This window comes from Pseudomonas sp. EA_15y_Pfl1_P101 (assembly GCF_963970835.1).
Classification (GTDB): domain Bacteria; phylum Pseudomonadota; class Gammaproteobacteria; order Pseudomonadales; family Pseudomonadaceae; genus Aquipseudomonas; species Aquipseudomonas tritici.
In genome coordinates this window covers 290,315-316,480 of sequence record NZ_CAXAPA010000003.1, presented here as the reverse complement: position 1 = coordinate 316,480, position 26,166 = coordinate 290,315, and the positions used below count along the sequence as shown (strand labels likewise).

The following is a 26,166-nucleotide window of genomic DNA, read 5'->3' as shown; positions in this document are numbered from 1 at the left end:
GATTCAGTACCATGGCTTACAGCGAAAAGGTCATCGACCACTACGAAAACCCGCGCAACGTCGGCAAGATGAACGCGGAAGACCCTGATGTCGGCACCGGCATGGTTGGCGCTCCGGCGTGCGGCGATGTGATGCGCCTGCAAATCAAGGTTAACGACGCTGGCGTTATCGAAGACGCTAAGTTCAAGACTTACGGCTGCGGTTCGGCCATCGCCTCCAGCTCCCTGGCGACCGAATGGATGAAAGGCAAGACCCTGGATGAGGCTGTCACTATCAGCAACACCCAACTGGCCGAAGAACTGGCGTTGCCGCCCGTGAAAATCCACTGCTCGGTACTCGCAGAAGACGCCATCAAGGCGGCCGTTCGCGACTACAAGCAGAAGAAAGGCTTGATCTAAGCATTTGGCGACAGGTAAGGAGTCAACGATGGCTATCAGCATGACAGAAGCGGCTGCGCAGCACATTCGCCGCTCCCTGAATGGGCGCGGTAAAGGTGAGGGGATTCGTCTGGGTGTTCGCACCACGGGCTGTTCCGGCCTTGCCTACGTGCTGGAGTTTGTCGACGAGGTGGTTGCGGAAGACCAGGTGTTCGAAAGTCACGGCGAGAAAGTGATCATCGACCCTAAAAGCCTGACCTACCTGGACGGCACCGAGCTCGATTTCGTCAAGGAAGGGTTGAACGAAGGCTTCAAGTTCAACAACCCCAACGTACGCGGTGAATGTGGCTGCGGCGAAAGCTTCAACATCTGAGGCTATTCGTGGGCACTCCTTGTCATTTCGCTTTATTCGAGCTGCAGCCGAGCTTTCGGCTGGACCTTGAGCAGCTTGCTACGCGCTACCGCGAATTGGCGCGTAGCGTGCATCCGGACCGCTTCGCTGACGCTTCCGAGCGTGAGCAACGCCTGGCGCTGGAGCAATCGGCCAGCCTCAACGAAGCCTATCAGACGCTGAAAAACCCACCCAAGCGCGCGCGTTACCTGCTCGCGATGAACGGTGGCGAGTTGCCGCTTGAAGTCACTGTGCACGACCCCGACTTCCTGATGCAGCAGATGCAGTGGCGCGAAGAGCTCGAAGACTTGCAGGACGAAGCCGATGTGGCTGGCGTCGCGGTCTTCAAGCGTCGTCTGAAAGTGGCCCAGGATGAGCTCAACGAAAGCTTCGCAGCTTGTTGGAATGATGCAGCGCAACGTGAACAGGCCGAACGCCTGATGCGGCGCATGCAGTTCCTCGACAAGCTCACCTACGAAGTGCGCCAGCTAGAAGAGCGCCTCGACGATTAACCCAGTGCTGCCCGTGATGCACGCCTGATAGACAGATAAGACCTGATTACCATGGCCCTACTGCAAATCGCCGAACCCGGCCAAAGCCCCCAACCGCACCAGCGTCGCCTGGCGGTCGGGATTGACCTGGGCACCACCAATTCCCTGGTTGCTGCCTTGCGCAGCGGCCTGTCCGAACCGCTACCCGACGCCGATGGCCAGGTTATCTTGCCGTCCGCCGTGCGCTATCACGCTGATCGCACCGAAGTCGGTGAGTCGGCTAAGTTGGCAGCGTCTACCGATCCGTTGAACACCGTGCTATCGGTCAAGCGCTTGATGGGGCGTGGTCTGTCCGACGTCAAGCAATTGGGCGACCAGCTGCCGTATCGCTTTGTCGGCGGCGAATCCCACATGCCGTTTATCGACACCGTCCAGGGCCTGAAAAGCCCGGTGGAAGTGTCGGCCGATATCCTCAAGGTGCTGCGCCAGCGTGCAGAAACCACCTTGGGCGGCGAACTCGTAGGGGCGGTGATCACCGTGCCGGCCTATTTCGATGACGCCCAGCGCCAAGCCACCAAGGACGCGGCGAAACTTGCCGGCCTAAACGTGCTGCGCCTGCTCAATGAGCCCACCGCAGCCGCTGTGGCCTACGGTTTGGACCAGCATGCCGAAGGCCTGGTTGCCATTTACGACCTGGGCGGCGGCACCTTTGATATCTCGATCCTGCGCCTGACTGGCGGTGTCTTCGAAGTCCTGGCCACCGGTGGTGATACCGCCTTGGGCGGAGATGACTTCGATCACGCCATCGCGGGCTGGATCATCACCAGCGCCGGCTTGTCTGCCGACCTCGACCCGGGCGAGCAGCGCAACCTGCTGCAAACCGCCTGCGCCGCCAAGGAAGCGCTGACGGAGGCTGCATTTGTTGAAGTGTCCTACGGCACTTGGTCGGCCCAACTGACGCGCGAAGCCTTCGATGCGTTGATCGAGCCGATGGTCGCCCGCAGCCTGAAAGCCTGCCGCCGCGCCGTGCGTGATTCCGGTATCGAGCTGGAAGATGTCGGTGCCGTGGTCATGGTCGGTGGTTCCACCCGTGTGCCGCGCGTTCGTGACGCTGTCGCTGAAGCCTTTGGTCGCCAGCCGCTGACTGAAATCGACCCGGATCAAGTGGTCGCCATTGGTGCCGCGATCCAGGCCGATACCCTGGCCGGCAACAAGCGCGATGGCGGCGAGCTGCTGCTGCTTGACGTGATTCCGTTGTCCCTGGGGCTGGAAACCATGGGCGGTTTGATGGAGAAGGTGATTCCACGTAACACCACCATTCCTGTCGCCCGCGCCCAAGACTTTACTACTTACAAAGATGGCCAGACGGCCATGATGATCCATGTGTTGCAAGGCGAGCGCGAGCTGATCAGCGATTGCCGCTCCCTGGCGCGTTTTGAATTGCGCGGTATTCCGGCGATGGTGGCGGGTGCGGCGAAGATTCGCGTCACGTACCAGGTGGATGCTGACGGCCTGCTCAGCGTGGCCGCCCGTGAACTGGCGTCCGGCGTTGAAGCCAGCATCCAGGTAAAGCCGTCCTACGGCCTCACCGATGGCGAAATCGCAAAGATGCTCAAGGACTCGTTCCAGTATGCCGGTGACGACAAGGTCGCCCGCGTGTTGCGCGAGCAACAGGTCGACGCCCAGCGTCTGCTCGAAGCGGTGCAGGGTGCCCTGGATGCTGACGGCGAGCGCCTGTTGGACGCCGAAGAGCGCATGGTCATCGACCTGCAGATGCAGGAGTTGGCCGAACTGATGAAAGGCACCGATGGTTACGCCATCGAGCAGCAGACCAAGCGTCTGTCACAAGTGACCGATGCCTTTGCCGCCCGCCGCATGGACCAGTCGGTAAAAGCTGCCCTGGCGGGACGCAACCTGAATGAAATCGAGGAATAATTAATGCCGCAGGTCATTTTTCTGCCACACGCCGAGCACTGTCCGGACGGTATGGTCGTGGAGGCTGAGACCGGCAAGTCCATCCTCGAAGTTGCCCATGACAACCACATCGAGATCGAAAGCGCCTGCGGCGGTGTGTGCGCCTGCACCACGTGCCACTGCGTGATCCGCGAGGGCTTCAACAGCCTTGAAGAGGCTGATGAGCTGGAAGAGGACTTTCTTGACCGCGCGTGGGGCCTGGAAGCGACTTCGCGTCTAAGCTGTCAGGCAAAGGTCGGGACGGAAGACATTACCGTCGAAATTCCGAAATATTCCCTCAACCATGCAGCCGAAGCGCCGCATTGATTCAAGGAAATGTCATGAGCCTGAAATGGGTTGATGTACAAGAAATCGCTATACAACTTGCTGAAGCTCATCCTGAGGTCAATCCTCTTACGGTCAACTTCGTCAAGCTGCGCAATCTGGTAATGGCGCTGCCGGACTTCGACGACATCCCTGACCGGGGTGGCGAAAAGGTCCTGGAGGCGATTCAAGGCCTGTGGATCGAAGAAGCAGACTGAACCGCCTTTTTACGCAGTTAGGCAATACCCAATAACCCGCGTATAATTCGCGGGTTTAATTTTTCGTAAATTACCGTTTCTGGAGTTACACCATGGCTGTTCAACGTACTTTCTCCATCATCAAGCCTGACGCTGTTGCAAAAAACGTCATCGGCGAGATCACCACTCGTTTCGAAAAAGCCGGCCTGAAGGTTGTAGCTTCGAAACTCAAGCAACTGTCCAAAGCTGAAGCTGAAGGCTTCTACGCTGAGCACAGCGCTCGTGGCTTCTTCGGCGACCTGGTCGCCTTCATGATCTCCGGTCCTGTTGTTGTTCAGGTTCTGGAAGGCGAAAATGCTATCGCTCTGAACCGTGAGCTGATGGGCGCTACCAACCCTAAAGAAGCAGCTGCCGGCACTATCCGTGCTGACTTCGCTGAATCCATCGACGCCAACGCTGTACACGGTTCGGACTCCGAAGCCGCTGCTGCTCGCGAAATCTCGTACTTTTTCGCTGCTACTGAAGTAACCGCTCGCTAAGCATTGGCTTAAAGAGTGAGGGTGAATCCATGACTACATCGACTGTGAAAACCAACCTGCTGGGTCTGACTCAGCCGGAAATGGAGAAATTCTTCGACTCAATCGGGGAGAAGCGCTTCCGTGCCGGTCAGGTAATGAAATGGATTCACCACTTTGGCGTCGACGATTTCGACGCCATGACGAACGTCAGCAAGGCCCTGCGCGACAAGCTCAAGGCCATTGCTGAGGTCCGTGGTCCCGAGGTTGTCAGCGAGGACATCTCCACCGACGGCACCCGTAAATGGGTGGTGCGTGTGGCGTCCGGCAGTTGCGTCGAGACCGTTTACATTCCCCAGGGCAAACGTGGCACTTTGTGCGTTTCGTCCCAGGCAGGCTGTGCCCTGGACTGCAGTTTCTGCTCCACCGGCAAGCAAGGCTTCAATAGCAACCTCACCGCCGCTGAAGTCATCGGCCAGGTGTGGATTGCCAACAAATCCTTTGGCAGCGTCCCGGCGACCGTCGACCGTGCCATCACCAATGTGGTGATGATGGGCATGGGTGAGCCGCTGCTGAACTTCGACAACGTGATCGCGGCCATGCACCTGATGATGGACGACCTGGGCTACGGCATCTCCAAGCGCCGTGTGACCCTGTCGACCTCTGGCGTGGTGCCGATGATCGATGAGCTGGCCAAGCACATCGACGTCTCCCTGGCGTTGTCGCTGCACGCACCGAATGACGCATTGCGTAACCAATTGGTGCCAATCAACAAGAAGTATCCGCTTAAGATGCTGCTCGAATCTTGCCAGCGCTACATGGCAACGTTGGGCGAGAAGCGCGTCTTGACCATTGAGTACACCATGCTCAAGGACATCAATGACAAGGTCGAGCACGCGGTCGAGATGATCGAACTGCTCAAGAACACCCCGTGCAAGATCAACCTGATTCCGTTTAACCCGTTTCCTCATTCTGGCTACGAGCGGCCGAGCAACAACGCCATCCGTCGTTTCCAGGATCAACTGCACCAGGCCGGTTACAACGTCACCGTGCGCACCACCCGTGGTGAAGACATCGACGCCGCCTGTGGCCAATTAGTAGGGCAGGTGATGGACCGCACCCGCCGCAGCGAACGTTATATCGCCGGACGCGAACTGAACGCCGCCGACGATTTGCCGCTGATTGCTGTGAATCGAATCTGAGAGAGGATCTCTATGCCCTTGCGCCTTGCGCTGCTTTTGCTTGTTACCGGTCTCGCGGCCGGTTGTGTTTCATCGGGTTATGACAGCCCTATGCACACGGGTAAAGGCCGTGATGAGGCGCGAGTTGCCTATGTGCAATTGGGCATGGGTTACCTGCAGCAAGGCATGAACGAGCAGGCCAAGGTGCCTTTGAAGAAGGCCCTTGAGCTGGACAGCGACGATGCTGACGCCAATGGCGCGTTGGCACTGGTGTTCCAGGCCCAGGCCGAGCCTGAACTGGCTGAGCAGTATTTCCTCAAGGCACTCGCCTCAAAACCCGAAGGCCCGCGGCTGCTGAACAATTACGGCAGCTTCCTGTTTGCGCAGAAACGTTATGACCAGGCCGCTCGTTATTTCCAGCAAGCCAGCGCCGATACCCTTTATCCTGAGCGTTCGCGGGTGTTCGAGAACCTTGGGGTGACTTCCATGCGTCTCGGCCAACGCGACAGCGCCCGCCAACAACTTGAAAAAGCCCTGCATTTGAATGGTCGCCAGCCTCGAGCATTGCTCGAAATGGCTGAGTTGTCCTACGAAGACAGGCATTATGTGCCGGCACGTGACTATTACGAGCGTTTTAGCCTGCTCAGCGGGCAAAATGCACGTAGTCTATTGCTCGGTGTGCGCTTGGCGACGGTTCATGAAGAACGCGACACAGCCGCACGTTTTGGCCAGCAACTCGAACGACTCTATCCCGGTACGCCGGAATATCAGCAATACCTGTCGGAGCAATGATGAAAGCGTCGCACCCGGAAGTTGTAGCAGCTAATCGCGTAAACCCAGGCGACACCTTGCGTCAGGCCCGCGAAAGCAATGGTTGGTCGCTGGCGGAAGTGGCCCTCAAGCTCAATTTGACCACGACGTCCCTGGGCAATCTGGAAGCCGGCGCCTTCGATAAGCTGCCTGGGCATACCTTTGCCCGTGGCTATATCCGTGCCTATGCCAAATTGCTGGGTATTGACCAGGCCATATTGGTCCAGCAATTCGATCAATTCACCGGTACCGACTCCCAAGGCAGCAATGTGCATGGCTTGGGTCGAATCGAAGAGCCGGTGCGGGTTTCCCACACTATTTTGCGAATTGTCAGCCTGTTGTTGCTGATTGCTGTCATTGGCGGCGGTTTCTTCTGGTGGCAAGACCAGGCCGCCCAGCGCACCAAGGACATGACCAGCAACGCCATGGAGCACGTCGAAGTCGAAAGCGCCGACGGCACCACTCAGATTCATCCGTTGGATGAGCCCGAAGACCAGGCTGTTGCCGAGGGCCAGGCCGCGCCTGAAGCACCCGTCGCCGCGCAACCCGTACCGGAAGCCGCGCCAGCCGCGACCGCCGACGTACCTGCGACGCCAGATGCGCCGGCTCACACTACGGCTGCCCAGCCCCATACATCGACCGCCCCAGTGCAAGCGCCAGCGACTACCACACCAGCTGCCCCTGCGATTTCGCCGCCCACCACCCCAGCGCTGATCGCCGGTGATGGCCGCGTGCAGATCACCTTCGTCGCTGATTGCTGGACGCAACTCACCGATGGCAATGGCAAAGTGCTGTTCAGCGGTCTGAAGCGTAAGGGAGATACCCTTGATCAGGGCGGCAAGCCTCCTTTGACGCTGCGTCTGGGCTTCGCCCGGGGCGCGCAGGTGGTCTATAACGGCCAGCCTGTAGACGTGGCGCCGTTCACCAGTGGCGAGACAGCTCGCCTGAAGTTGGGACAATAGTCATGCACGGCGAATCTCCAATCAAACGTCGCGTATCGCGCAAGATCTGGGTCGGCTCGGTGCCGGTGGGTGGCGATGCCCCCATCGCAGTACAAAGCATGACCAACAGCGACACCAATGACGTGGCCGCCACCGTTGCACAGATCAACCGTCTGGAAGCAGCCGGTGTGGACATCGTGCGCGTATCCGTGCCGGACATGGACGCTGCCGAAGCTTTCGGGCGCATCAAGCAACTGGTCAAGGTGCCGTTGGTTGCCGACATTCACTTCGACTACAAGATCGCCCTGCGCGTAGCCGAACTGGGTGTGGATTGCCTGCGTATCAACCCGGGCAACATTGGTCGCGAAGACCGTGTGCGCGCCGTGGTGGACGCTGCCCGTGATCGCGGGATTCCAATCCGTATCGGCGTCAACGCCGGCTCCCTGGAAAAAGACCTGCAAAAGAAGTACGGCGAGCCGACCCCGGCGGCGCTGGTTGAGTCGGCACTGCGCCACGTTGAGCACCTTGAGCGCCTGAATTTTCAGGACTTCAAGGTCAGCGTAAAGGCCTCCGACGTGTTCATGGCGGTCGAAGCCTATCGCCTGCTGGCCAAGGAAATCGTACAGCCACTGCACTTGGGTATCACTGAAGCGGGTGGTTTACGCTCAGGCACAGTGAAATCTGCGGTGGGTCTCGGTATGCTGCTCGCCGAAGGGATTGGCGATACTATCCGCATCTCGCTGGCGGCAGACCCCGTAGAGGAAGTGAAAGTCGGTTACGACATTCTCAAATCCCTGCGTTTGCGTTCCCGTGGCATCAATTTCATTGCCTGCCCGAGCTGCTCGCGGCAGAACTTCGACGTGGTGAAAACCATGAACGATCTGGAATTGCGCCTCGAAGACCTGCTGGTGCCGCTGGATGTTGCAGTGATCGGTTGCGTGGTCAACGGGCCGGGCGAAGCCAAGGAAGCCCATGTGGGCCTGACTGGCGGTACCCCTAACCTGATCTACATCGACGGCAAGCCGGCGCAGAAGTTAACGAATGACAATCTGGTGGATGAGCTCGAAAGACTGATCCGCGAGAAAGCGGCCGAAAAGGTCGCCGCTGACGCAGCGCTGATCGCGCGCGGCTGATTGAACGAATTTAAGGATTTGATGTGAGCAAGTCTCTGCAAGCCATTCGTGGCATGAACGACATCCTGCCGGAGCAGACGCCGCTGTGGCGCTACTTCGAGAGCACTGTCGCGCGCCTGCTGGATAACTACGGTTACAAGCAGATCCGCATGCCGATCGTCGAGTTCACCGAGCTGTTCAAACGCTCCATCGGTGAAGTGACCGACATCGTCGAAAAAGAGATGTACACCTTTGAAGACCGCAACGGCGACTCCCTGACCCTGCGTCCCGAAGGCACTGCTGCATGCGTGCGTGCCGTGCTTGAGCATGGTCTCACCGGTGCTGGCCAGCCTCAGAAGTTGTGGTACATCGGCCCGATGTTCCGCCACGAACGTCCGCAAAAAGGTCGTTATCGCCAGTTCCACCAGATTGGCCTGGAAGTGTTCAACATCGATGGCCCAGACATTGATGCCGAGCTGATCGTATTGACCTGGCGCCTGTGGGGCCTGCTGGGCATCCGCGACGCGGTCAAGCTTGAGCTCAACAGCCTGGGCACCAGCGAATCCCGCGGCCTCTACAAGGTCGCCTTGGTCGAGTACCTGTCGGCCCACCTGGACAAGTTGGACGAAGACAGCCAGCGCCGCCTGAAGACCAACCCGCTGCGCGTGCTGGACACCAAGAACGCCGATACCCAGGCTGTATTGGTCAATGCGCCGAAAATGGCCGATTACCTGGACGACGAATCCCGTATCCACTTCGAGGGCCTCAAGGCTCGCCTGGATGCGGCCGGTATTCCGTTCGTGATCAACACCAAGCTGGTGCGTGGCCTCGATTACTACAGTAAGACCGTGTTCGAGTGGGTCACCGACAAACTCGGCGCCCAGGGCACTGTGTGTGCCGGTGGCCGCTACGACGGCCTGGTCGAGCAGATGGGCGGCAAGCCGACCACGGGTGTGGGCTTCGCCATGGGCATCGAGCGGCTGATCCTGCTGCTGGAAACGCTGGAGCAAGTCCCTGAAGAGATTTCCCGTCAGGTGGACGTGTACCTCTGCGCCTTTGGCGAGGCTGCCGAACTGGCGGCCCTGGCCCTGAGCGAAAAAGTGCGCGACCAACTGCCGAACCTGCGCCTGCAGGTTAATGCCGGCGCCGGCAGCTTCAAGAGCCAGTTCAAGAAGGCCGACAAGAGCGGTGCGCTGTATGCATTGATCCTCGGCGATGATGAGTTGGCGCAGCAAGTGATAGGTTTTAAACCCCTGCGTGGCCAGGGCGAGCAACAGAACATTGCCTTTGATGCGCTCGCTGCGCACTTGGCCACCTGCGTCGTGCAGGGTTGAAGCTGTCGAACAGCCGAATTTAGCGATTAAGGAGTACTGGGGTGTCGAGTTCTGATGATGATCAACTGGCCGATTTCAAGGACTGGTGGCAGCGTAATGGCAAGCCCCTGGTTACTGGCGGTCTGCTGGCTTTAGTGGTGGTGTTCGGCTGGCAAGCCTGGACCAAATATCAGGCCAACCAGTCCCAAGGCGCCTCGATCCTCTATCAGCAGTTGCTGGAAACCACGCTGACGCCGGACGGCAAGCCTGACCCGGCGCAGGTCGCCGATTTGGCCGGCAAGCTGAAGAGCGAATTCGGCGGTAGCACCTACGCCCAATACGGCAGCCTGTTCGTCGCGAAAGTCGCAGTCGACACTGGCAAGCTGGACGACGCCGCCGCAGAGCTGAAGGCTGTCGCTGACAAGCCGACCAACCCGACCCTGGGTGAAATCGCACGTCAGCGTCTGGCTCAGGTTCTCGCGGCACAGAACAAGGCTGACGAAGCACTCAAACTGCTCGACGGCGATGCTGACAAGGCATTTGTAGCCACTCGCGAAGAGCTCAAGGGCGACCTGTTGGTCCAATTGGGTCGTACCGACGAAGCCAATGCTGCGTACAAAAAAGCCAAGGCGGCGCTGTCTGATGAAGCAGCGGTCGGTGGCTTACAAATCAAGCTGGACGACTTGGCCAAAGGGGATGCGTGACGTGATCCGTTGGAAACATGCAGCATTGCTGGCTCTGGCCGTTCTGGCCGCGGGTTGCAGCAGCAACAGTAAAAAAGAACTGCCTCCTGCCGAGCTGACCAGCTTCAAGGAAGAAGTGGTCCTGCAAAAGCAGTGGAGCCGCTCCATTGGTGATGGTCAGGGCGACACCTACAACATGTTGGTACCGGCAATCGACGGTGACAACATTGTGGCCGCTGACGTGACCGGCGTTGTGACCTCCATGGACCGCATGAACGGCGACGTGAAGTGGTCCAAGGATCTCGAATTGCCTGTCTCCGGCGCCGTTGGCGTGGGTTATGGCATGGTGTTGCTCGGCACGCTCAAGGGCGAAGTCGTGGCGCTGGATTCCAGCACCGGTGAAGAGAAGTGGCGCGCTCGCGTGAGCAGTGAAGTACTCGCACCGCCTGCTACCAACGGCGATATCGTCGTGGTACAGACGCAGGAGGACCGCCTCATCGGCCTCGACGCCAGCACTGGCGAACAGCGCTGGTTGTATGACAGCACCCCTGCGGTGCTGACGTTGCGTGGTACCAGTGGTCCGATTGTGACCAACAATCTGGCCGTTGCGGGCCTGTCGACCGGTAAAGTGGTCGCCCTGAACACTCAGAACGGCGTGCCGGTCTGGGAAACCCGTGTGGCCATTCCGCAAGGTCGTTCCGAGCTGGAGCGCGTAGTGGACATCGACGGCGGCTTACTGCTGTCCGGTGAAACCCTCTATGTCGCCACTTACCAGGGCCGTGTTGCCGCACTGGACCTGCAGAGCGGCCGCGTTAACTGGCAGCGTGATGCTTCCAGCTACGCAGGTGTCGCCCAAGGGTTTGGCAGCGTCTACGTAAGCCTTGCGTCCGGCACCGTTGAAAGTGTCGACGAGCGTTCCACCACCTCACTGTGGAGCAACGACTCCCTGGCTCGCCGCCAACTGTCGGCACCGGAAGTGTTCTCCAGCTACGTCGCGGTCGGTGACTTCGAAGGCTACCTGCACCTGCTGAGCCAGGTAGACGGTCGCTTCGTGGGTCGCGAGCGTATCGACAGCGACGGCCTGCGTGCGCGTCCGCTGGTGGTGGGTAACATGCTTTATGTGTATGGCAACAGCGGCAAGCTGGAAGCCCTGACCATCAAGTAAGAACTATGCTTGGGGTAACACCCAGGCGGCCCCGCTTCGGCGGGGCATGCGGCATTTTATTATGCTGCCCCGAGCACCAGCCGCTGCCTTGCAGCGGCTTTTGTATTTTCTGAAATAACGAAGTGGAGAGCCGCATGGTTCCCGTAATCGCCCTGGTGGGCCGACCTAACGTCGGCAAGTCCACCTTGTTCAACCGCCTGACCAGGACTCGCGACGCCATCGTCGGCGACTTGTCCGGTCTGACCCGTGATCGCCAATACGGTGAGGCAAAGTGGCAAGGGCGCTCCTACATTATTGTCGACACCGGTGGTATCTCCGGTGACGAGCATGGCATGGACGAAAAGATGGCCGAGCAGTCGCTGCTGGCCATTGAAGAAGCCGATGTTGTGTTGTTCCTGGTGGATGCCCGCGCGGGCTATACCGCTGCCGACCAAATGATTGGCGAGCACCTGCGCAAGCGTAACAAGCGTTCCTATTTGGTCGCCAACAAGATCGACAACATCGATCCTGAGCAGGCCCGTGCCGAATTCAGCCCGATGGGCCTGGGCGACGCGATCCCGGTCGCCGGTGCCCACGGTCGCGGCATCACCCAGATGCTGGAAATTGCTCTCAGCACCTTCCCCAAGGATGACGCTGAGGAAGAAGAGGGTGAAGAAGAGATCGTCGCCGAAGGTGAGGAAGCCAAGCGCATTCCTGGCCCGAGTGAAAAAGACGGTATCAAGATCGCCATCATCGGTCGCCCTAACGTCGGCAAGTCGACCCTGGTCAACCGCATGCTCGGTGAAGACCGGGTAATCGTCTATGACGAGCCCGGCACCACCCGCGACAGTATCTACATCCCGTTCGAACGTAACGAAGAAAAGTACACGCTGATCGACACCGCCGGTGTGCGCAAGCGCGGCAAGATCCACGAGGAAGTTGAAAAGTTCTCGGTGGTGAAAACCCTGCAGGCGATCAAAGACGCCAACGTTGTGATCTTCGTGATGGACGCCCGCGAAGGCGTGGTCGACCACGACCTGAACTTGCTGGGCTTTGCCCTGGAAGCCGGTCGGGCACTGGTGATCGCGATCAACAAGTGGGACGGCATGACGCCGAGCGAGCGCGACTTCGTCAAGATCGAGCTGCAGCGTCGCTTGTTCTTCGTCGAGTTCGCCGATATCCACTTTATCTCGGCACTGCACGGCACCGGCGTAGGCAACCTCTACGCTTCCGTACAGAACTCGTTCAAGTCCGCGGTCACCCGCTGGCCGACCAACCGCCTCACCCAGATCCTGGAAGATGCCGTTGGCGAGCACGCGCCGCCGATGGTTAACAACCGCCGGATCAAGCTGCGTTACGCCCACTTGGGTGGTGCCAACCCGCCGATTATCGTGATTCACGGTAACCAGATCGAGAAGGTGCCGAAGTCCTACGTGCGTTACCTGGAAAACACTTACCGCCGCGTCTTGAAGCTGGTCGGTACGCCGATCCGTATCGAGTTCAAGGGTGGCGAGAACCCGTACGAAGGTAACAAGAACAGCCTCACCGACCGCCAAGTGAATAAAAAACGCCGGATGATGACGCACCACAAGAAAACCGACAAAAAGCGTCGCGACAAACGCTGATATCGACGTGTCAAAAAAGGGCTCATTGCGAGCCCTTTTTTGTGTGCGGCGGTTTGTGCCTTGACCCGCTGCAATTGGCAGCTTAAAACTTGGGCTCACCTGCAGGGGGCTCCGATGATCACCAGCAAGCTGCCGAATGTCGGCACCACCATTTTTACCACCATGTCGCAACTCGCTGCCGAAACCGGTGCGCTCAACCTGTCCCAGGGCTTCCCGGACTTCAATGGCCCCCAAGGTTTGCTCGATGCCGTGGGCAAGCACGTTGCCAGCGGACACAACCAATATTCACCGATGACTGGCCTGCCAGCCCTGCGCCAGCAAGTGGCGGCCAAGATCGCTCGCAGTTATGGCGCCACGGTGGATGCCGACAGCGAAGTGACCATTACCCCTGGGGCTACTGCTGCGATCTTCTGCGCGATCCAGGCGGTGATTCGCAGTGGCGATGAAGTCATTGTGTTCGACCCTTGCTATGACAGCTATGAGCCCGCGGTCGAACTGGCAGGTGGCCGTTGCGTGCATGTGCAACTGAGCCTGCAAGGCTTTGCTCTCGACTTCGAAAAGATCAAGGCCGCGCTGTCGCCGCGCACGCGCATGATCATCCTCAACACGCCGCACAATCCCACTGGCGCCTTGGTCTGCCGCGCCGAGTTGGACCAGTTGGCGGAGTTGATCCGCGACCGCGATATCTACCTGGTCAGCGACGAGGTCTACGAACACCTGGTATTCGACGGTGTGCCCCATGTCAGCGTGCTGGCCCACGAAGAACTGTATCAGCGCGCGTTCGTGGTCAGTTCCTTCGGCAAGACCTACCATGTCACCGGCTGGAAAACCGGCTACGTCATCGCGCCATCGGCCCTCACGGCCGAACTGCGCAAGGTGCACCAGTACGTTAATTTTTGCGGCGTGACGCCGCTCCAGTTCGCATTGGCCGATTTTATGGCCGAACACCCAGAGCACGTCGATGAGCTGCCGGCGTTCTACCAGGCCAAGCGCGACCTGTTCTGTAACCTGCTGGCTCCGTCACGTTTCAGCTTTACCCGCGTCACCGGCACCTACTTTCAGTTGGTCGATTACTCACAGATCCGCCCGGACCTGGACGACGTCGCCATGTCCCTGTGGATGACCCGCGAACACGGCGTGGCAACCATCCCGGTCTCGGTGTTCTACCAGACCCCACCCCAAAGCCAGCGCCTGGTGCGCCTGTGCTTTGCCAAGCGCGAGGAAACGCTGCAACAAGCAGCCGAGAAACTATGCGTGATTTGACTGCGTTACCGAACCTGAACCTCGCCCTGGTCCAGACCACCCTGGCCTGGCATGACCGCCAGGCCAACCTGGAACATTTCGAACTGCTGCTCGACCAGGCCAGGGGCGCCGATCTGATCGTGCTGCCGGAGATGTTCACCACCGGTTTCTCCATGGAGTCAGGCTCCTTGGCCGAACCGGAGAGCGGCCCGACCCGTCGATGGCTCCAGGCCCAGGCAGCGAAGTACAACGCGGTGATCACCGGCAGCGTGATCATCCAGGCCGCCGACGGCAGCCACCGCAACCGCCTGCTCTGGGCGCGGCCGGATGGCGATGTGCTGCATTACGACAAGCGCCACCTGTTCCGCATGGCCGGCGAGCACGATCACTACACCCCCGGCGAGCGGCAGGTGCAATTTGAGTTGAAGGGCTGGCGTATCCGCCCGTTGATTTGCTACGACCTGCGCTTTCCGGTGTGGAGCCGCGATGCTCAGGACACCGACCTGCTGCTGTACACGGCCAACTGGCCGGGCGCTCGGCGCCAGCATTGGAATCGGCTGCTGCCGGCGCGGGCGATTGAAAACCTGTGCTATGTGGCGGCCGTGAATCGGGTGGGGACGGACGGGAAGGGGTTTGCCTACACCGGTGATAGTCAGGTGTTGGACTTCCAGGGTGAGACCTTGCTGAGTGCGGGGGAGGCGGATGGGGTGTTTCAGGTGTGCCTGGAGGCAGCTGAGCTGGCGGCGTATCGCACCCGGTTTCCGGCGAACCTGGATGCCGATAGCTTTCAGTTTGTCTGACGGGTTTGCGGTGTCTGGGAGATTGTATTCGCGAGCAAGCCCGCTCCCACATTTCGAGCGCATTCATACAGGAAACACGCGGTTCAATGTGTGCGGGCTTGCTCGCGAAGAGGTCCTCACCGACACCACAAATCTCAAGCCTAACAAAAAGGCCCCTGGATTCTCATCCAAGGGCCTTTTGTACTGCAGCGATAAAACTTACGCCGCTTTCGCTTCCATCTGACTCAACGAGCGGTTCAACGCACTGAACAACGCCTTGAAGCTCGCAGTGGTGATGTTTTCATCAATACCCACACCATGCACCGGACGCTCACCGTTCACACGCAACTCGATGTAGGCCGCCGCCTTGGCATTGGTTCCTGCACCGATTGCATGTTCGTTGTAGTCCATGATTTCCACGGCAATCGGCAGGCCGGCTACCAGTGCTTCCAGCGCACCGTTGCCCTTGCCTTTCCAGTGCAGGTTGGTTTCACCCTGGCCCTTGCCCGAGACTTCCACCTCGACATAGCTGTTGCCGTTCTCTTCCTGCAGGCGATGGCTGACCAGCGCGTACGGGGTGTTGGCTTGCAGGTATTCACGCTGCAGCAACGCGTAGATCTGCGGTGCGGTCATCTCGAGGCCGACGCGGTCGGTCTCGGCCTGTACCACTTGGCTGAACTCGATCTGCATGCGACGCGGCAAGCTGATGTCGTATTCCTGCTCCAGCAAGTAGGCGATGCCGCCTTTGCCCGACTGGCTGTTTACACGGATCACCGCTTCGTAGCTGCGGCCAATGTCCGCTGGGTCGATCGGCAAATACGGCACTTCCCAGAGCGCATCGTCTTTCTGCTGGGAGAAACCTTTGCGGATCGCATCCTGGTGAGAGCCGGAGAACGCGGTGTGCACCAGGTCGCCAACGTACGGGTGACGTGGGTGCACCTGGATCTGGTTGCACTCTTCGACGACTTTGCGCACACCGTCGATGTCGGAGAAATCCAGCTGCGGGTCGAGGCCCTGGGTGTACATGTTCAGTGCCACGGTGACGAGGTCGACGTTACCGGTACGCTCGCCGTTGCCGAACAGGCAGCCTTCGACACGATCGGCGCCGGCCATCAGGCCCAGCTCAGTGGCGGCCACGCCGGTGCCACGGTCGTTGTGGGTGTGCAGGCTGATGATCACGCTGTCACGACGGTTGATATGGCGACCGAACCACTCGATCTGGTCGGCATAAATGTTTGGCGTGGCGCATTCCACGGTGGCCGGCAGGTTGAGGATCATCTTGTGCTCAGGCGTCGGGTTCCACACTTCGATCACCGCGTCACACACTTCCTTGGCGAACTCCAGCTCAGTCGCGCTGAAGGTCTCCGGGGAGTATTCGAAGGTCCACTGGGTCTCCGGCTGCAGCGCGGCGTATTTGACGAACAGCTTGGCCGCGTTGACCGCGATTGCCTTGATGCCGTCCTTGTCCTGGTTGAACACGATGCGGCGGAACGACGGCGACGTAGCGTTGTACAAGTGCACGATGGCTTTCTTGGCGCCGCGCAGGGATTCGAACGTGCGCGCGATCAAGTCTTCACGGCCCTGGGTCAGCACCTGGATGGTGGTGTCCTCGGGGATGTGGTTGTCTTCGATCAGGGTGCGTACGAAGTCGAAGTCGGTTTGCGACGCAGCCGGGAACGAGGCTTCGATTTCTTTAACGCCTACCGCTACCAGGGTCTTCCAGAAGCGCAGCTTTTTTGCGGCGTCCATTGGTTCGATCAGCGACTGGTTGCCATCACGCAGGTCCGAGCTGCACCAGATCGGCGCTTCGGTGATGGTCTTCGATGGCCAGGTGCGGTCCGGGATATCGATGGTCGGAAACGCGCGGTACTTCGAAGACGGGTCTTTGAGCATGCTCATCGGGAAATCCTTTGTAGTAGGGGCCGAGAAAAGGCGGCCTGCCGTAGAACTGTTTTTAGGGATAAAACGTATAGACGAGGCAGATCGATTCAGCTTGGCAGTCGTGCGCTGACGAGGCACAAACTGCGGTGCTGGCGGAGCTGAATGAGGGTGTGAGAGGTTTTCATAAGCTCAACCCTAACCGCCGGGGTGAAAGATGGCAAGCAGTCGAGAAAAATTGAGATAAGTTCTGTTATCTGCGTAGGAAGCGAGATTTTATGCTTGTTTATAAGGTGAAGGCTGGTTTTAATTGCGCACCCATTATCGAGTGCGCAATCGGACGTTTCAGGGTTGGAACGCGCCGATAAAGATCGCCGGGTCTACCCTTGCATCGTTAAGGCTGACATTCCAGTGCATGTGCGGTCCGGTCGCACGGCCCGTTGAACCGACCTTGCCGACCACTGCGCCGCGCTTGAGTTGATCGCCCACTTTTACGTCGATCTTCGACATGTGGCAGAACATGCTGATAAAGCCCTGGCCGTGGTCGACGAACACCGTGTTGCCGTTGAAAAAGTAGTTACCGATGAGAATCACCTTGCCGTTCGCCGGGGTCTTGATCGGCGTGCCCGCGGGCACGGCGAAATCCAGGCCCGAATGCGGATTGCGTTCTTCACCGTTGAAGAAGCGGCGTACGCCAAACTTACTCGACAGCGGCCCGTTCACCGGTTTATCCAGCACCAGGTTGCTCGGCAGGTTCGGGCTGAAATTGCGGTAGGCCTTGAGCTGCACCGCCAGTTCGCCTTCGATGCGCTTGAGTTGCGCCGGCTTAGGGTTTACCTGGCTTTTGTTTTTCAGGGTGATGCGCTGTTCTGGGTACTTCTTGTAACCGACGATAAACGGCAGGCTGCGCCCGCCGCTGCTGAGGCGCTCGTTGCCGGGTTTAACGGTCAATGGGATGCCGACAATCGCCAGCCAGTTGTCCGCCTCCTTCACCACCAGCACCGGTTTGCCTTGGTAGGTGGCTTTCGGTGCTGCCGCCGAGGGGCCGAGTTCTACGACTGCAACGCCACCCGGCACGGGTTTGTTCAGGGTGCGCGTTATATAGCTGTCGGCATGGGCATTAACGGCGAGGCACAGCAGCATCAACAGACTAAAGAGACGTGGCATTAATCAATCCAATAACGAAAGGGTGACGGGTGTCAGGTGGTTGTCTTCCACCCGCACTTGTAATTTGCCTTCACCGAGACGCGCGGTGAGGCGCTGGCCGGTGTGGGTTTGAGCGGCGTCGCGAATGGCCTGGCCGCGTTCGTCCAGCAGGATGCTGTAGCCACGGCCCAGGGTCGCCAGCGGGCTGACCACCTGCAGCGTCTGCACCTGGCTTTGCAGTTGCAGGCGCCGAGCCTTGAGGCCTTCACGCATGGCGCGGGGCAGGCGTTCGGCAAGGCTGTCCAAGCGCTGACGCAGCAGGGCCAGTTGCCGGCCGGGGTGTTGGCCGGCAAGACGGGTTTCCAGGCGGATCAGGCGTTCGCGCCGGGTATTGAGGCTGCGCTCGAACGCACGGCGCAGGCGCATGTCCAGGTCATCCAGGCGCTGGGCCTGTTGGCGCAGACGCTCGCCAGGGTGCCGCAGACGTCGGGCCATGCCTTCCAGGCGCAGGCGGTCATGGCTCAGGCGATTGCGCATCAGCATCACCAGGCGACGGTGCAGGTTTTCGACTTGGCGTACCAGGTGGCTGGCGTCCGGCGCGAGCAATTCCGCCGCAGCGGATGGGGTAGGGGCGCGGACATCGGCGACGAAATCGCTGATGGACACATCGGTCTCATGGCCAACGGCGCTGACGATTGGTGTGACGCAGGCTTCTACCGCGCGTGCTACGGCCTCTTCGTTAAAGCACCAGAGGTCTTCCAGCGAACCGCCACCACGCGCCAGGATCAGCGCATCAAAGCCCCGGGCGTCGGCCAGTTTCAGCGCACGTACAAGCTGCGGGATGGCTTCGCGGCCTTGCACGGCTGTCGGGATCAATGTCAGCTCAACGTTCGGTGCCCTGCGGCGGAACACGCTGATGATGTCGCGGATCACTGCGCCGGTTGGCGAGCTGATAATGCCGATGCGCCGAGGATGCGCCGGCAGCGGCACTTTACGTTCAGCGCTGAATAGACCTTCGGCGCTGAGCTTTTCTTTCAGCGCATCGAACGCCAGGCGCAGCGCGCCATCACCGGCCGGTTCCACGGTATCGAGGATCAGTTGGTAATCACCCCGGCCTTCGAACAGCGAGACCTTGCCGCGCACTTTCACCGCCAGGCCATCCTTCAGCGCCTGGCGAACCCGCGCGGCGTTATTGCGAAACAGCGCGCAACGCACCTGGGCGCCGCTGTCCTTGAGGGTGAAATACACATGGCCGGAGGCCGGGCGGGCGAGGTTGGAGATCTCGCCTTCGACCCAGATATTGGTGAACACGTCTTCCAGCAACACCCGCGCGCGGCCGTTGAGCTGGCTGACAGTCAGGACTTCGCGGTCCAGGCCCAGTCGGGCAAAAGGATCTTTAATCATGGGCGGCAGTTTATAGGCATTCGCGCAGTGTTTGACAGAATTGCTCCACCAGCGCACTTGGCGCCTGCGCGCAGGCGAGGGCCACGGTGCTGAGGCAGTCCGGCTCGGCCAGGGGCAGAAAGTGCAGGTTAGCCGGGGCGATGTCCTGCATGGATTTTGGTAACAAGGCAATACCGAAGCCGGCCTGGATCAGCTGCAACTGGGTGGTCTTAGGGGACATCACCCGCGCGGCCTTGGGGAAAAATCCCGCACGCATGCGCAACTCGGCTGACAGATAACTCAGGCCGCCGCGTTGCGGATGGGGGATCGAGATAAACGCTTCGTCCTTCAATTGCGCCAGTTCGATAGGCGCATCGCTCACCGATGGCTAAAGTGATCTCTCTCTCGTAAGGAATTTTCCATGAGCCCGGTTGAGCTGATGAGCCAGTGGTCGTTTGTTGGTGTGGATTGGCTGGTCATCGGCCTGGGCATCGTTGTGGCCTATATCGTGTTTGGCATCGCCGGCTTTGGAACGGCGTTGGTGGCGGGGCCACTGCTGATTATGTTTATGCCTCTGTCGAAAATCATCCCGCTGCTGGTGCTGCTGGATTTTGTCGCGGCCTTTGGCAACCTGCTGCAAGCGCGGCGTGATGTGAACAAGCCGGAACTGCTGCGGTTGCTGCCGTGCATGGCGATAGGTTGCACGCTTGGCGTGGTGTTTTTGCTCAACTTGCATTCCGACCTGTTGCTGTTGTTGATGGGCCTGTTTATCAGCGCCTACGCGATCTACAGCCTGACGGTAAAGGCGCGGCCGACACAGCTGGCGGCGGGCTGGTCGATTCCCGTGGGTACGGTTGGCGGGCTGTTTGGTGCGCTGTTTGGCAGTGGTGGCTTTTTATATGCGATCTACCTGAACAGCCGCCTGCCCAAGGATGCGGCGCGCGCGACGCAGAGCGCGTTGATCAGTTGCAGCACGGTGGTGCGCTTGAGCCTGTTCCTGGTCGCCGGGGTGTATGCAGATTTGCCGTTGTTGATGTTGGCGCTGTGCCTGCTGCCAGCGATGGCCCTGGGGCTGTGGTGTGGGCGCAGGCTGACGATGCGTATGTCGCGTGAGGCGTTTGTGCGGTTGGTGACCTGGTTGGTGCTGGCCAGCGGGATGGCGTTGATTGGGCGGTACTTGAGTACTTGACCTGAGTGGGGCAGGGATTAAGCTGCCAGCCTTCAGGGCGTCATCGCGGGCAAGCCCGGCTCCCACAGTTGATCGCGTTCCAATGTGGGAGCCGGGCTTGCCCGCGATGGCGCCAGTAGCCACACCGCAGGACTCTCAGGTCTCATGAACTCCCAAAGCATCCTTGTCCCCAAAATCTCCACCTTGCCCGTCCACGAACCCCGCGCCCGGGCGATCGTGCGCTGGCTGGTGCGCAAGAACATTATCAAGGAAGAGCTGACCACCTGTGGCCGCACCGGCAACCGCATGGCCTACGCCCTGGCCGATGGGGCCCGCGCCGTGGTGCTGCACCCCCAGGCGCTTCCGTTCAACGAGCCGATCAACGGCCTGGAAATCATCTACAAACGCTGCATCTACACGCCGGCCAAGGGCTTTCTCGAAGAAGCCGGCTGCCCGGAATGCCGCAAGGAAGTCGGCGAAGCATTGTTCGACAGCCTGGAAGACTGGATGCCCGGCCACACGGATAACTTCACCTGCCCGCTGTGTGGGCATGAAGACGACATCAATGGGTTCCTGTTCCTACAGGAATGCGGGTTTTCCAACCTGGGGTTCATTTTCAACAACTGGGCGGAGGCGGGGTTCAAGCAGAGCTTTATCGACGAATTTGCCGATTGGTTGGACCAGAAGATGAGTTGGGTCAAAGTCGAGCTTTAACCCTTCTATCAGTATTACCAAGTTTGTCAGAGTTTTACATTGAGCCCGACAGGGTGCATGTATATAATGGCGCGCTTCCATTTTCCCGCTCGGGAGCCCCCGCGATGCTGCGTATCAGCCAAGAAGCTCTGACATTCGACGACATTCTCCTAGTGCCCGGTTATTCCGAGGTACTTCCTAACGAAGTCAGTCTCAAGACCCGCCTAACCCGTGGCATCGAGCTGAATATTCCCCTGGTTTCCGCTGCCATGGACACCGTCACCGAAGCCCGTTTGGCAATCGCCATGGCTCAGGAAGGCGGCATCGGCATCATCCACAAGAACATGACCATCGAGCAGCAAGCTGCCGAAGTGCGCAAGGTCAAGCGTTACGAAGCCGGTGTGGTGAAAGATCCCATTACCATCGAAGCCGACGCTACCGTGCGTGAACTGTTCGAACTGACCCGCCTGCACAACATCTCCGGCGTTCCGGTGTTGCACGATGGCGACCTGGTCGGCATCGTCACTTCCCGCGACGTGCGTTTTGAAAACCGTATGGAAGTCACCGTCCGCGACGTGATGACGCCTAAAGAGCGCCTGGTCACTGTCCGCGAAGGTGCCGACAAGAATGATGTGCGCGAACTGCTGCATAAAAACCGCATCGAGCGCGTGCTGATCGTCGACGACAAATTCGCCCTCAAGGGCATGATGACCGTCAACGACATCGAAAAAGCCAAGGCTTACCCGCTGGCCAGCAAGGATGATCAAGGTCGTCTGCGCGTTGGCGCCGCCGTCGGTACCGGTAAAGACACCGGTGACCGCGTTTCGGCCTTGGTCGCTGCCGGCGTTGACGTGGTGGTGGTCGACACCGCCCACGGTCACTCCAAAGGCGTGATCGACCGCGTGCGTTGGGTCAAACAGAACTTCCCTGATGTGCAAGTGATCGGCGGCAACATCGCCACCGGCGCAGCGGCCAAGGCCCTGGCTGAAGCGGGCGCCGATGCAGTCAAGGTCGGTATCGGCCCTGGCTCGATCTGCACCACCCGTATCGTTGCCGGTGTGGGCGTGCCGCAAATCAGCGCCATCGCCAACGTCGCCGCTGCCCTTGAAGGCACCGGCGTTCCGTTGATCGCCGACGGCGGCATCCGTTTCTCCGGTGACCTGTCCAAGGCCATTGTTGCCGGTGCTTCCTGCGTGATGATGGGCTCGATGTTCGCCGGCACTGAAGAAGCGCCAGGCGAGATCGAACTGTTCCAGGGCCGTTCCTACAAGGCTTACCGCGGCATGGGTTCGCTGGGCGCCATGTCCCAGGCGCAAGGTTCTTCCGACCGTTACTTCCAGGACTCCTCGGCAGGCGCCGAGAAACTCGTCCCGGAAGGCATCGAAGGCCGTGTGCCGTACAAAGGCACACTGAGCGCGATCATCCATCAACTGATGGGCGGCCTGCGTTCTTCGATGGGCTACACCGGCAGCGCCGACATCGAAGAAATGCGCACCAAGCCAGAGTTCGTGCGGATCACCGGCGCCGGCATGGCTGAATCCCATGTCCACGACGTGCAGATCACCAAGGAAGCGCCAAACTACCGCGTAGGTTGATGCTTCCAGCAAAATGTTAAGTAACCGGGGCTGTTCTTTCAGCCCCGAGTTGTTTCTGATTCATTAGACGAGACTGACTTCATGGCCCTCGACATTCACGCCCACCGCATCCTGATCCTCGACTTCGGTTCCCAGTACACCCAACTGATCGCCCGCCGCGTGCGTGAAATCGGCGTGTACTGCGAACTGCATCCGTTCGACATGGACGACGAAGCGATCCGCGAATTCGCCCCTAAAGGCGTCATCCTCGCCGGTGGCCCCGAGTCCGTGCACGAAGCCAACAGCCCGCGTTGCCCGCAGGCCGTATTCGATCTGGGCGTGCCGGTCTTCGGTATTTGCTACGGCATGCAGACCATGGCCGAGCAATTGGGCGGCAAGGTTGAAGGTTCCGAGTTGCGTGAATTCGGTTATGCCCGTGTCGACGTGGTCGGCAAGAGCCGCCTGCTGGACGGTATCGAAGACCACATCGACGCCGACGGCCTGTTCGGCCTCGACGTGTGGATGAGCCACGGTGACAAAGTCACCAAGATGCCGGAAGACTTCCACATCCTGGCCAGCACCCCGAGCTGCCCGGTCGCCGGCATGTTCAGCGACGAGCGCCGTTACTACGGCGTGCAGTTCCACCCGGAAGTGACCCACACCAAGCAAGGCGGCCGCATCCTGTCGCGTTTCATCCTCGACATCTGCGAGTGTGAAGCCCTGTGGACGCCGTCGAAGATCGCTGAAGACGCCATCGCCAACGTGCGTGCCCAAGTCGGCACCGACAACGTGCTGCTCGGCCTGTCCGGTGGCGTTGACTCCTCCGTGGTTGCTGCGCTGCTGCACAAAGCCATCGGCGACCAACTGACCTGCGTCTTCGTCGACAACGGCCTGCTGCGATTGCACGAAGGCGAGCAAGTGATGGCCATGTTCGCCGAGAACATGGGCGTCAAAGTGATTCGCGCCAACGCCGAGGAGCAGTTCCTCAACAACCTGGCCGGCGAGTCCGACCCAGAGAAAAAGCGCAAGATCATCGGTCGCACCTTCATCGACGTCTTCGATGCCCAGGCCAAACACCTGGACAACATCAAGTACCTCGCCCAGGGCACCATCTACCCCGACGTGATCGAGTCGGCCGGCGCCAAGAGCGGCAAGGCCCACGTGATCAAGTCCCACCACAACGTGGGTGGGCTGCCTGAGGAAATGAACCTCAAGCTCGTAGAACCGCTGCGCGAACTGTTCAAGGACGAAGTCCGCCGTCTGGGCCTGGAACTCGGCCTGCCGTACGACATGGTCTACCGCCACCCATTCCCAGGCCCGGGCCTGGGCGTGCGTATCCTGGGTGAAGTGAAAAAGGAATACGCCGACCTGCTGCGTCGCGCCGACCACATCTTCATCGAAGAACTGCGCAAGGCCGACTGGTACCACAAAGTCAGCCAGGCCTTCGTGGTGTTCCAGCCAGTTAAGTCGGTTGGCGTGGTAGGCGATGGCCGTCGCTACGCGTGGGTAGTTGCGCTGCGTGCCGTAGAAACCATCGACTTCATGACCGCCCGTTGGGCGCACCTGCCGTACGAACTGCTGGAGACTGTCAGCGGCCGTATCATCAATGAGATCGAAGGTATTTCGCGCGTTACGTATGACGTGTCGAGCAAACCGCCGGCGACGATTGAGTGGGAGTAGGGTTGATTCGCAACTATATGATTTTTATCAAAAAAAATAAAAACAGAAAGCGATGTTTGCTACGACGTCAATGGCGTTCTTAATGGCGCGCATCGTACGCATGTGAGAGAGCTACATCGATACCATGGCCTGGATAAGGAATGCCGACATGGTATCGAGAACGCTTGGCTGCGCAGATGTCAGCAGTAACTGTTTGCCAGTCTCCACTTAAAGTAACTCTGCGCCCGGAAGCCTTGTCCGGCTGTGTATTCAGCGCTGCCGTACGGGCCAAGGCCGAAAAGCAGACGGCGGTAATTGGCGTAGTCGGAATTTTTTCGACTGGAAAAATCACGCCGAGTCGGTCATCAGCAGCGTGCGTCTGAGCGACGAAGAACGCGCGCGAAGCCGAGTGATGATAATCGACGCCAACCACAGGATCATTGCTAGCTCGGACGCCCGGGATCACTTGGGCGAAGGCATGGAATTGCGAGCTAAGGCCGGGCAGCCGAGTGGTTACAGCATGTTGAGCGGCAACAGTCGAGGATTACCTGGTGGAGCTGCGCACCTTGCAGTCGGAATTGGAAGCGCGGCGTAATTCTGCGCAATCGGCGGAAGAGTCGGCGTCGGTCAGCCGCGACCAATATGAAGCCGGGGCCATCGACTACCTCGATGTTGCCACTACCCAGTCCACTAGCCTGAGTGAGCGCCAGACCTTGCTCAGTCTGGGTGTCTACGCAGTTGGTGACCAGCGTCCAGTTACAAGTCGCCTTGGGCGGCTCCTGTACTGGGGGCACTGATCATCCCCCGGAGTAACCTGGCACCTGCGCTGCGCTGGTAAGTCGAATGCTGCAAAGCCGGTGCACCGGATGCTGCAATTGGCCAATTATTGTCATGCTAGTATCCGCGTGCCCCTGGGAACGGACCGTTCCTGCGTATGGGCGGTCCATAATGTTTGAGTATTTCGTCCAGTAGGAGGTTTTGCGTGCTCAGGAAGTCAAGTTTCGCACTGCTCGCCCTGTCTGCCGCCGCTTTTTCGGCGCAGGCTCAATCCGATCGTCAAGTGGTCGAGGACATGGTGACCCGCTCGGCCAATGTCTGCCCGGGCCACAGTACCGAGCGCACCACGCCCACCGTGAAGGCGGTGCCCGTCGGCGCGTTGCGGGTCATGCTCGATCGTGGCCTGGTCATGTGCCCCGATCGGCGCCTCGATGCCGACGCGCCGGCCGTGTTCTACGGCAGAGTCGGCGTTTTTGAATGGAACCCCGAAGTATCGGCAGGCTCGGCGGTGATCGTCAATCAGATCGACGCCATGACCCGTAAGGACGATTACCCATCGGACACCCTGGTGTGGGACGCCGAGGGTAGCCTCGAGCAGCGTACCGTGCCGGCTTTTGAAGCCAAGCCAGGGGCTGCGGTGCTGTACAAGGTCCGCTAGGCCCTGAAGACTTGGCGTAAAGCGTTAGATTGATTTCCAGGTGCATGGCTTCCTAGGACAGTCTGACGCGTACCGGCGCAGGTCAGCAGCTTCTGTTGTTGGTTGCGAGCTGGTGCCATTCAAAGGCGGGGCCGCTGCCCTCGTACTTAACA

26 protein-coding genes and 1 pseudogene are annotated in these 26,166 nt (G+C 59.6%); 23 read left to right on the top strand and 4 right to left on the bottom strand.

Features of this window, described 5'->3' with window-relative positions; genetic code table 11:
• Nucleotides 1–11: 11 nt before the first annotated feature.
• The 17 genes from iscU (at nt 12) to AACY36_RS06105 (ending at nt 15,099) form a co-directional block, all read left to right on the top strand.
• A complete protein-coding gene (gene iscU / locus AACY36_RS06185) occupies nt 12–398 on the top strand; it encodes a Fe-S cluster assembly scaffold IscU (RefSeq protein WP_003175965.1) in 387 nt (128 codons plus the stop codon).
• Nucleotides 399–426: 28 nt separating this feature from the next.
• The gene (iscA, locus tag AACY36_RS06180; protein ID WP_003175963.1) at nt 427–750 is read left to right on the top strand and encodes an iron-sulfur cluster assembly protein IscA; all 324 of its coding nucleotides are present in this window, start codon (nt 427–429) and stop codon (nt 748–750) included.
• Between the two features lie 8 nt (nt 751–758).
• Nucleotides 759–1,280 (top strand): co-chaperone HscB, encoded by a 522-nt coding sequence (hscB, locus tag AACY36_RS06175; RefSeq protein ID WP_049711633.1) that lies wholly within the window; start codon nt 759–761, stop codon nt 1,278–1,280.
• A 51-nt stretch (nt 1,281–1,331) separates the two neighbouring features.
• Nucleotides 1,332–3,194 (top strand): Fe-S protein assembly chaperone HscA, encoded by a 1,863-nt coding sequence (gene hscA / locus AACY36_RS06170; protein WP_339420554.1) that lies wholly within the window; start codon nt 1,332–1,334, stop codon nt 3,192–3,194.
• Between the two features lie 3 nt (nt 3,195–3,197).
• Nucleotides 3,198–3,539: an ISC system 2Fe-2S type ferredoxin gene (gene fdx, locus AACY36_RS06165; protein ID WP_015885743.1), complete on the top strand. Its 342-nt coding sequence runs from the start codon at nt 3,198–3,200 to the stop codon at nt 3,537–3,539.
• Nucleotides 3,540–3,553: 14 nt separating this feature from the next.
• Nucleotides 3,554–3,754, top strand: a complete 201-nt coding sequence (iscX, locus tag AACY36_RS06160) for a Fe-S cluster assembly protein IscX (RefSeq protein ID WP_032879605.1) — start codon at nt 3,554–3,556, stop codon at nt 3,752–3,754.
• A gap of 92 nt (nt 3,755–3,846) precedes the next feature.
• Nucleotides 3,847–4,272, top strand: a complete 426-nt coding sequence (gene ndk / locus AACY36_RS06155) for a nucleoside-diphosphate kinase (RefSeq protein WP_003175956.1) — start codon at nt 3,847–3,849, stop codon at nt 4,270–4,272.
• Nucleotides 4,273–4,301: 29 nt separating this feature from the next.
• Entirely contained in the window at nt 4,302–5,450 is a 1,149-nt protein-coding gene (gene rlmN, locus AACY36_RS06150; RefSeq protein ID WP_049711635.1) for a 23S rRNA (adenine(2503)-C(2))-methyltransferase RlmN, read from the top strand.
• Nucleotides 5,451–5,462: 12 nt separating this feature from the next.
• Complete coding sequence (gene pilW, locus AACY36_RS06145; protein ID WP_339420555.1) at nt 5,463–6,221, top strand: type IV pilus biogenesis/stability protein PilW; 759 nt, start codon at nt 5,463–5,465, stop codon at nt 6,219–6,221.
• Nucleotides 6,221–7,201, top strand: a complete 981-nt coding sequence (locus AACY36_RS06140; protein WP_339420556.1) for a RodZ family helix-turn-helix domain-containing protein — start codon at nt 6,221–6,223, stop codon at nt 7,199–7,201. The genes pilW and AACY36_RS06140 overlap by 1 nt, the downstream gene beginning before the upstream one ends.
• A 2-nt stretch (nt 7,202–7,203) precedes the next feature.
• Nucleotides 7,204–8,313 carry a flavodoxin-dependent (E)-4-hydroxy-3-methylbut-2-enyl-diphosphate synthase gene (gene ispG, locus AACY36_RS06135; protein ID WP_099585613.1) on the top strand — a complete coding sequence of 370 codons (1,110 nt, stop codon included), beginning with the start codon at nt 7,204–7,206 and terminating at the stop codon, nt 8,311–8,313.
• Between the two features lie 23 nt (nt 8,314–8,336).
• A complete protein-coding gene (gene hisS, locus AACY36_RS06130; RefSeq protein ID WP_339420558.1) occupies nt 8,337–9,626 on the top strand; it encodes a histidine--tRNA ligase in 1,290 nt (429 codons plus the stop codon).
• A 41-nt stretch (nt 9,627–9,667) separates the two neighbouring features.
• Complete coding sequence (locus AACY36_RS06125; RefSeq protein ID WP_339420559.1) at nt 9,668–10,309, top strand: YfgM family protein; 642 nt, start codon at nt 9,668–9,670, stop codon at nt 10,307–10,309.
• Complete coding sequence (bamB, locus tag AACY36_RS06120) at nt 10,302–11,453, top strand: outer membrane protein assembly factor BamB (RefSeq protein WP_339420560.1); 1,152 nt, start codon at nt 10,302–10,304, stop codon at nt 11,451–11,453. Before AACY36_RS06125 ends, bamB begins: the two co-directional genes overlap by 8 nt.
• 134 nt (nt 11,454–11,587) lie before the next feature.
• Nucleotides 11,588–13,057 carry a ribosome biogenesis GTPase Der gene (gene der, locus AACY36_RS06115; RefSeq protein ID WP_339496821.1) on the top strand — a complete coding sequence of 490 codons (1,470 nt, stop codon included), beginning with the start codon at nt 11,588–11,590 and terminating at the stop codon, nt 13,055–13,057.
• 114 nt (nt 13,058–13,171) lie between these two features.
• Nucleotides 13,172–14,320 carry a pyridoxal phosphate-dependent aminotransferase gene (locus AACY36_RS06110; protein ID WP_339420561.1) on the top strand — a complete coding sequence of 383 codons (1,149 nt, stop codon included), beginning with the start codon at nt 13,172–13,174 and terminating at the stop codon, nt 14,318–14,320.
• Nucleotides 14,308–15,099 (top strand): amidohydrolase, encoded by a 792-nt coding sequence (locus tag AACY36_RS06105; RefSeq protein ID WP_339420562.1) that lies wholly within the window; start codon nt 14,308–14,310, stop codon nt 15,097–15,099. Before AACY36_RS06110 ends, AACY36_RS06105 begins: the two co-directional genes overlap by 13 nt.
• Before the next feature lie 198 nt (nt 15,100–15,297).
• Here the strand turns inward: AACY36_RS06105 and leuA are convergent, their stop codons facing one another.
• The 4 genes and pseudogenes from leuA to AACY36_RS06085 form a co-directional block, all read right to left on the bottom strand.
• A complete protein-coding gene (gene leuA / locus AACY36_RS06100; protein WP_339427489.1) occupies nt 15,298–16,977 on the bottom strand; it encodes a 2-isopropylmalate synthase in 1,680 nt (559 codons plus the stop codon).
• Between the two features lie 324 nt (nt 16,978–17,301).
• Entirely contained in the window at nt 17,302–18,123 is an 822-nt protein-coding gene (locus tag AACY36_RS06095) for a peptidoglycan DD-metalloendopeptidase family protein (RefSeq protein ID WP_339420564.1), read from the bottom strand.
• Nucleotides 18,124–18,126: 3 nt separating this feature from the next.
• Nucleotides 18,127–19,506, bottom strand: a complete 1,380-nt coding sequence (gene xseA, locus AACY36_RS06090) for an exodeoxyribonuclease VII large subunit (protein WP_339420565.1) — start codon at nt 19,504–19,506, stop codon at nt 18,127–18,129.
• 10 nt (nt 19,507–19,516) lie between these two features.
• Nucleotides 19,517–19,864 (bottom strand): annotated as a pseudogene (locus AACY36_RS06085) (LysR substrate-binding domain-containing protein); the annotation flags it as partial.
• A 42-nt stretch (nt 19,865–19,906) separates the two neighbouring features.
• On the opposite strand from AACY36_RS06085, the gene AACY36_RS06080 reads away from it, so the two are divergent.
• The 6 genes from AACY36_RS06080 to AACY36_RS06055 all read left to right on the top strand — a co-directional run bounded on the left by AACY36_RS06080 (nt 19,907) and on the right by AACY36_RS06055 (nt 26,014).
• A complete protein-coding gene (locus tag AACY36_RS06080) occupies nt 19,907–20,674 on the top strand; it encodes a sulfite exporter TauE/SafE family protein (RefSeq protein WP_339420566.1) in 768 nt (255 codons plus the stop codon).
• Nucleotides 20,675–20,818: 144 nt separating this feature from the next.
• Nucleotides 20,819–21,367: a sugar ABC transporter ATPase gene (locus AACY36_RS06075; RefSeq protein WP_339420567.1), complete on the top strand. Its 549-nt coding sequence runs from the start codon at nt 20,819–20,821 to the stop codon at nt 21,365–21,367.
• 104 nt (nt 21,368–21,471) lie between these two features.
• Nucleotides 21,472–22,941: an IMP dehydrogenase gene (guaB, locus tag AACY36_RS06070; RefSeq protein ID WP_339420568.1), complete on the top strand. Its 1,470-nt coding sequence runs from the start codon at nt 21,472–21,474 to the stop codon at nt 22,939–22,941.
• An 81-nt stretch (nt 22,942–23,022) separates the two neighbouring features.
• Nucleotides 23,023–24,600 carry a glutamine-hydrolyzing GMP synthase gene (gene guaA / locus AACY36_RS06065; protein ID WP_339420569.1) on the top strand — a complete coding sequence of 526 codons (1,578 nt, stop codon included), beginning with the start codon at nt 23,023–23,025 and terminating at the stop codon, nt 24,598–24,600.
• Nucleotides 24,601–25,130: 530 nt separating this feature from the next.
• Nucleotides 25,131–25,376 (top strand): TolC family protein, encoded by a 246-nt coding sequence (locus AACY36_RS06060; protein WP_339420570.1) that lies wholly within the window; start codon nt 25,131–25,133, stop codon nt 25,374–25,376.
• A gap of 185 nt (nt 25,377–25,561) precedes the next feature.
• Nucleotides 25,562–26,014, top strand: a complete 453-nt coding sequence (locus AACY36_RS06055) for a hypothetical protein (protein ID WP_339420571.1) — start codon at nt 25,562–25,564, stop codon at nt 26,012–26,014.
• The last annotated feature ends 152 nt before the right edge of the window (nt 26,015–26,166 follow it).

Coding starts and splice junctions, on each gene's coding strand:
- iscX (WP_032879605.1), top strand. CDS start 3,554: ATGAGCCTGAAATGGGTTGATGTACAAGAAATCGCTATACAACTTGCT.
- ispG (WP_099585613.1), top strand. CDS start 7,204: ATGCACGGCGAATCTCCAATCAAACGTCGCGTATCGCGCAAGATCTGG.
- AACY36_RS06075 (WP_339420567.1), top strand. CDS start 20,819: ATGAACTCCCAAAGCATCCTTGTCCCCAAAATCTCCACCTTGCCCGTC.
- fdx (WP_015885743.1), top strand. CDS start 3,198: ATGCCGCAGGTCATTTTTCTGCCACACGCCGAGCACTGTCCGGACGGT.
- pilW (WP_339420555.1), top strand. CDS start 5,463: ATGCCCTTGCGCCTTGCGCTGCTTTTGCTTGTTACCGGTCTCGCGGCC.
- ndk (WP_003175956.1), top strand. CDS start 3,847: ATGGCTGTTCAACGTACTTTCTCCATCATCAAGCCTGACGCTGTTGCA.
- iscU (WP_003175965.1), top strand. CDS start 12: ATGGCTTACAGCGAAAAGGTCATCGACCACTACGAAAACCCGCGCAAC.
- AACY36_RS06080 (WP_339420566.1), top strand. CDS start 19,907: ATGAGCCCGGTTGAGCTGATGAGCCAGTGGTCGTTTGTTGGTGTGGAT.
- AACY36_RS06105 (WP_339420562.1), top strand. CDS start 14,308: ATGCGTGATTTGACTGCGTTACCGAACCTGAACCTCGCCCTGGTCCAG.
- guaB (WP_339420568.1), top strand. CDS start 21,472: ATGCTGCGTATCAGCCAAGAAGCTCTGACATTCGACGACATTCTCCTA.
- hscA (WP_339420554.1), top strand. CDS start 1,332: ATGGCCCTACTGCAAATCGCCGAACCCGGCCAAAGCCCCCAACCGCAC.
- guaA (WP_339420569.1), top strand. CDS start 23,023: ATGGCCCTCGACATTCACGCCCACCGCATCCTGATCCTCGACTTCGGT.
- AACY36_RS06110 (WP_339420561.1), top strand. CDS start 13,172: ATGATCACCAGCAAGCTGCCGAATGTCGGCACCACCATTTTTACCACC.
- xseA (WP_339420565.1), bottom strand. CDS start 19,506: ATGATTAAAGATCCTTTTGCCCGACTGGGCCTGGACCGCGAAGTCCTG.
- AACY36_RS06095 (WP_339420564.1), bottom strand. CDS start 18,123: ATGCCACGTCTCTTTAGTCTGTTGATGCTGCTGTGCCTCGCCGTTAAT.
- bamB (WP_339420560.1), top strand. CDS start 10,302: ATGCGTGACGTGATCCGTTGGAAACATGCAGCATTGCTGGCTCTGGCC.
- iscA (WP_003175963.1), top strand. CDS start 427: ATGGCTATCAGCATGACAGAAGCGGCTGCGCAGCACATTCGCCGCTCC.
- rlmN (WP_049711635.1), top strand. CDS start 4,302: ATGACTACATCGACTGTGAAAACCAACCTGCTGGGTCTGACTCAGCCG.
- leuA (WP_339427489.1), bottom strand. CDS start 16,977: ATGAGCATGCTCAAAGACCCGTCTTCGAAGTACCGCGCGTTTCCGACC.
- der (WP_339496821.1), top strand. CDS start 11,588: ATGGTTCCCGTAATCGCCCTGGTGGGCCGACCTAACGTCGGCAAGTCC.
- AACY36_RS06140 (WP_339420556.1), top strand. CDS start 6,221: ATGAAAGCGTCGCACCCGGAAGTTGTAGCAGCTAATCGCGTAAACCCA.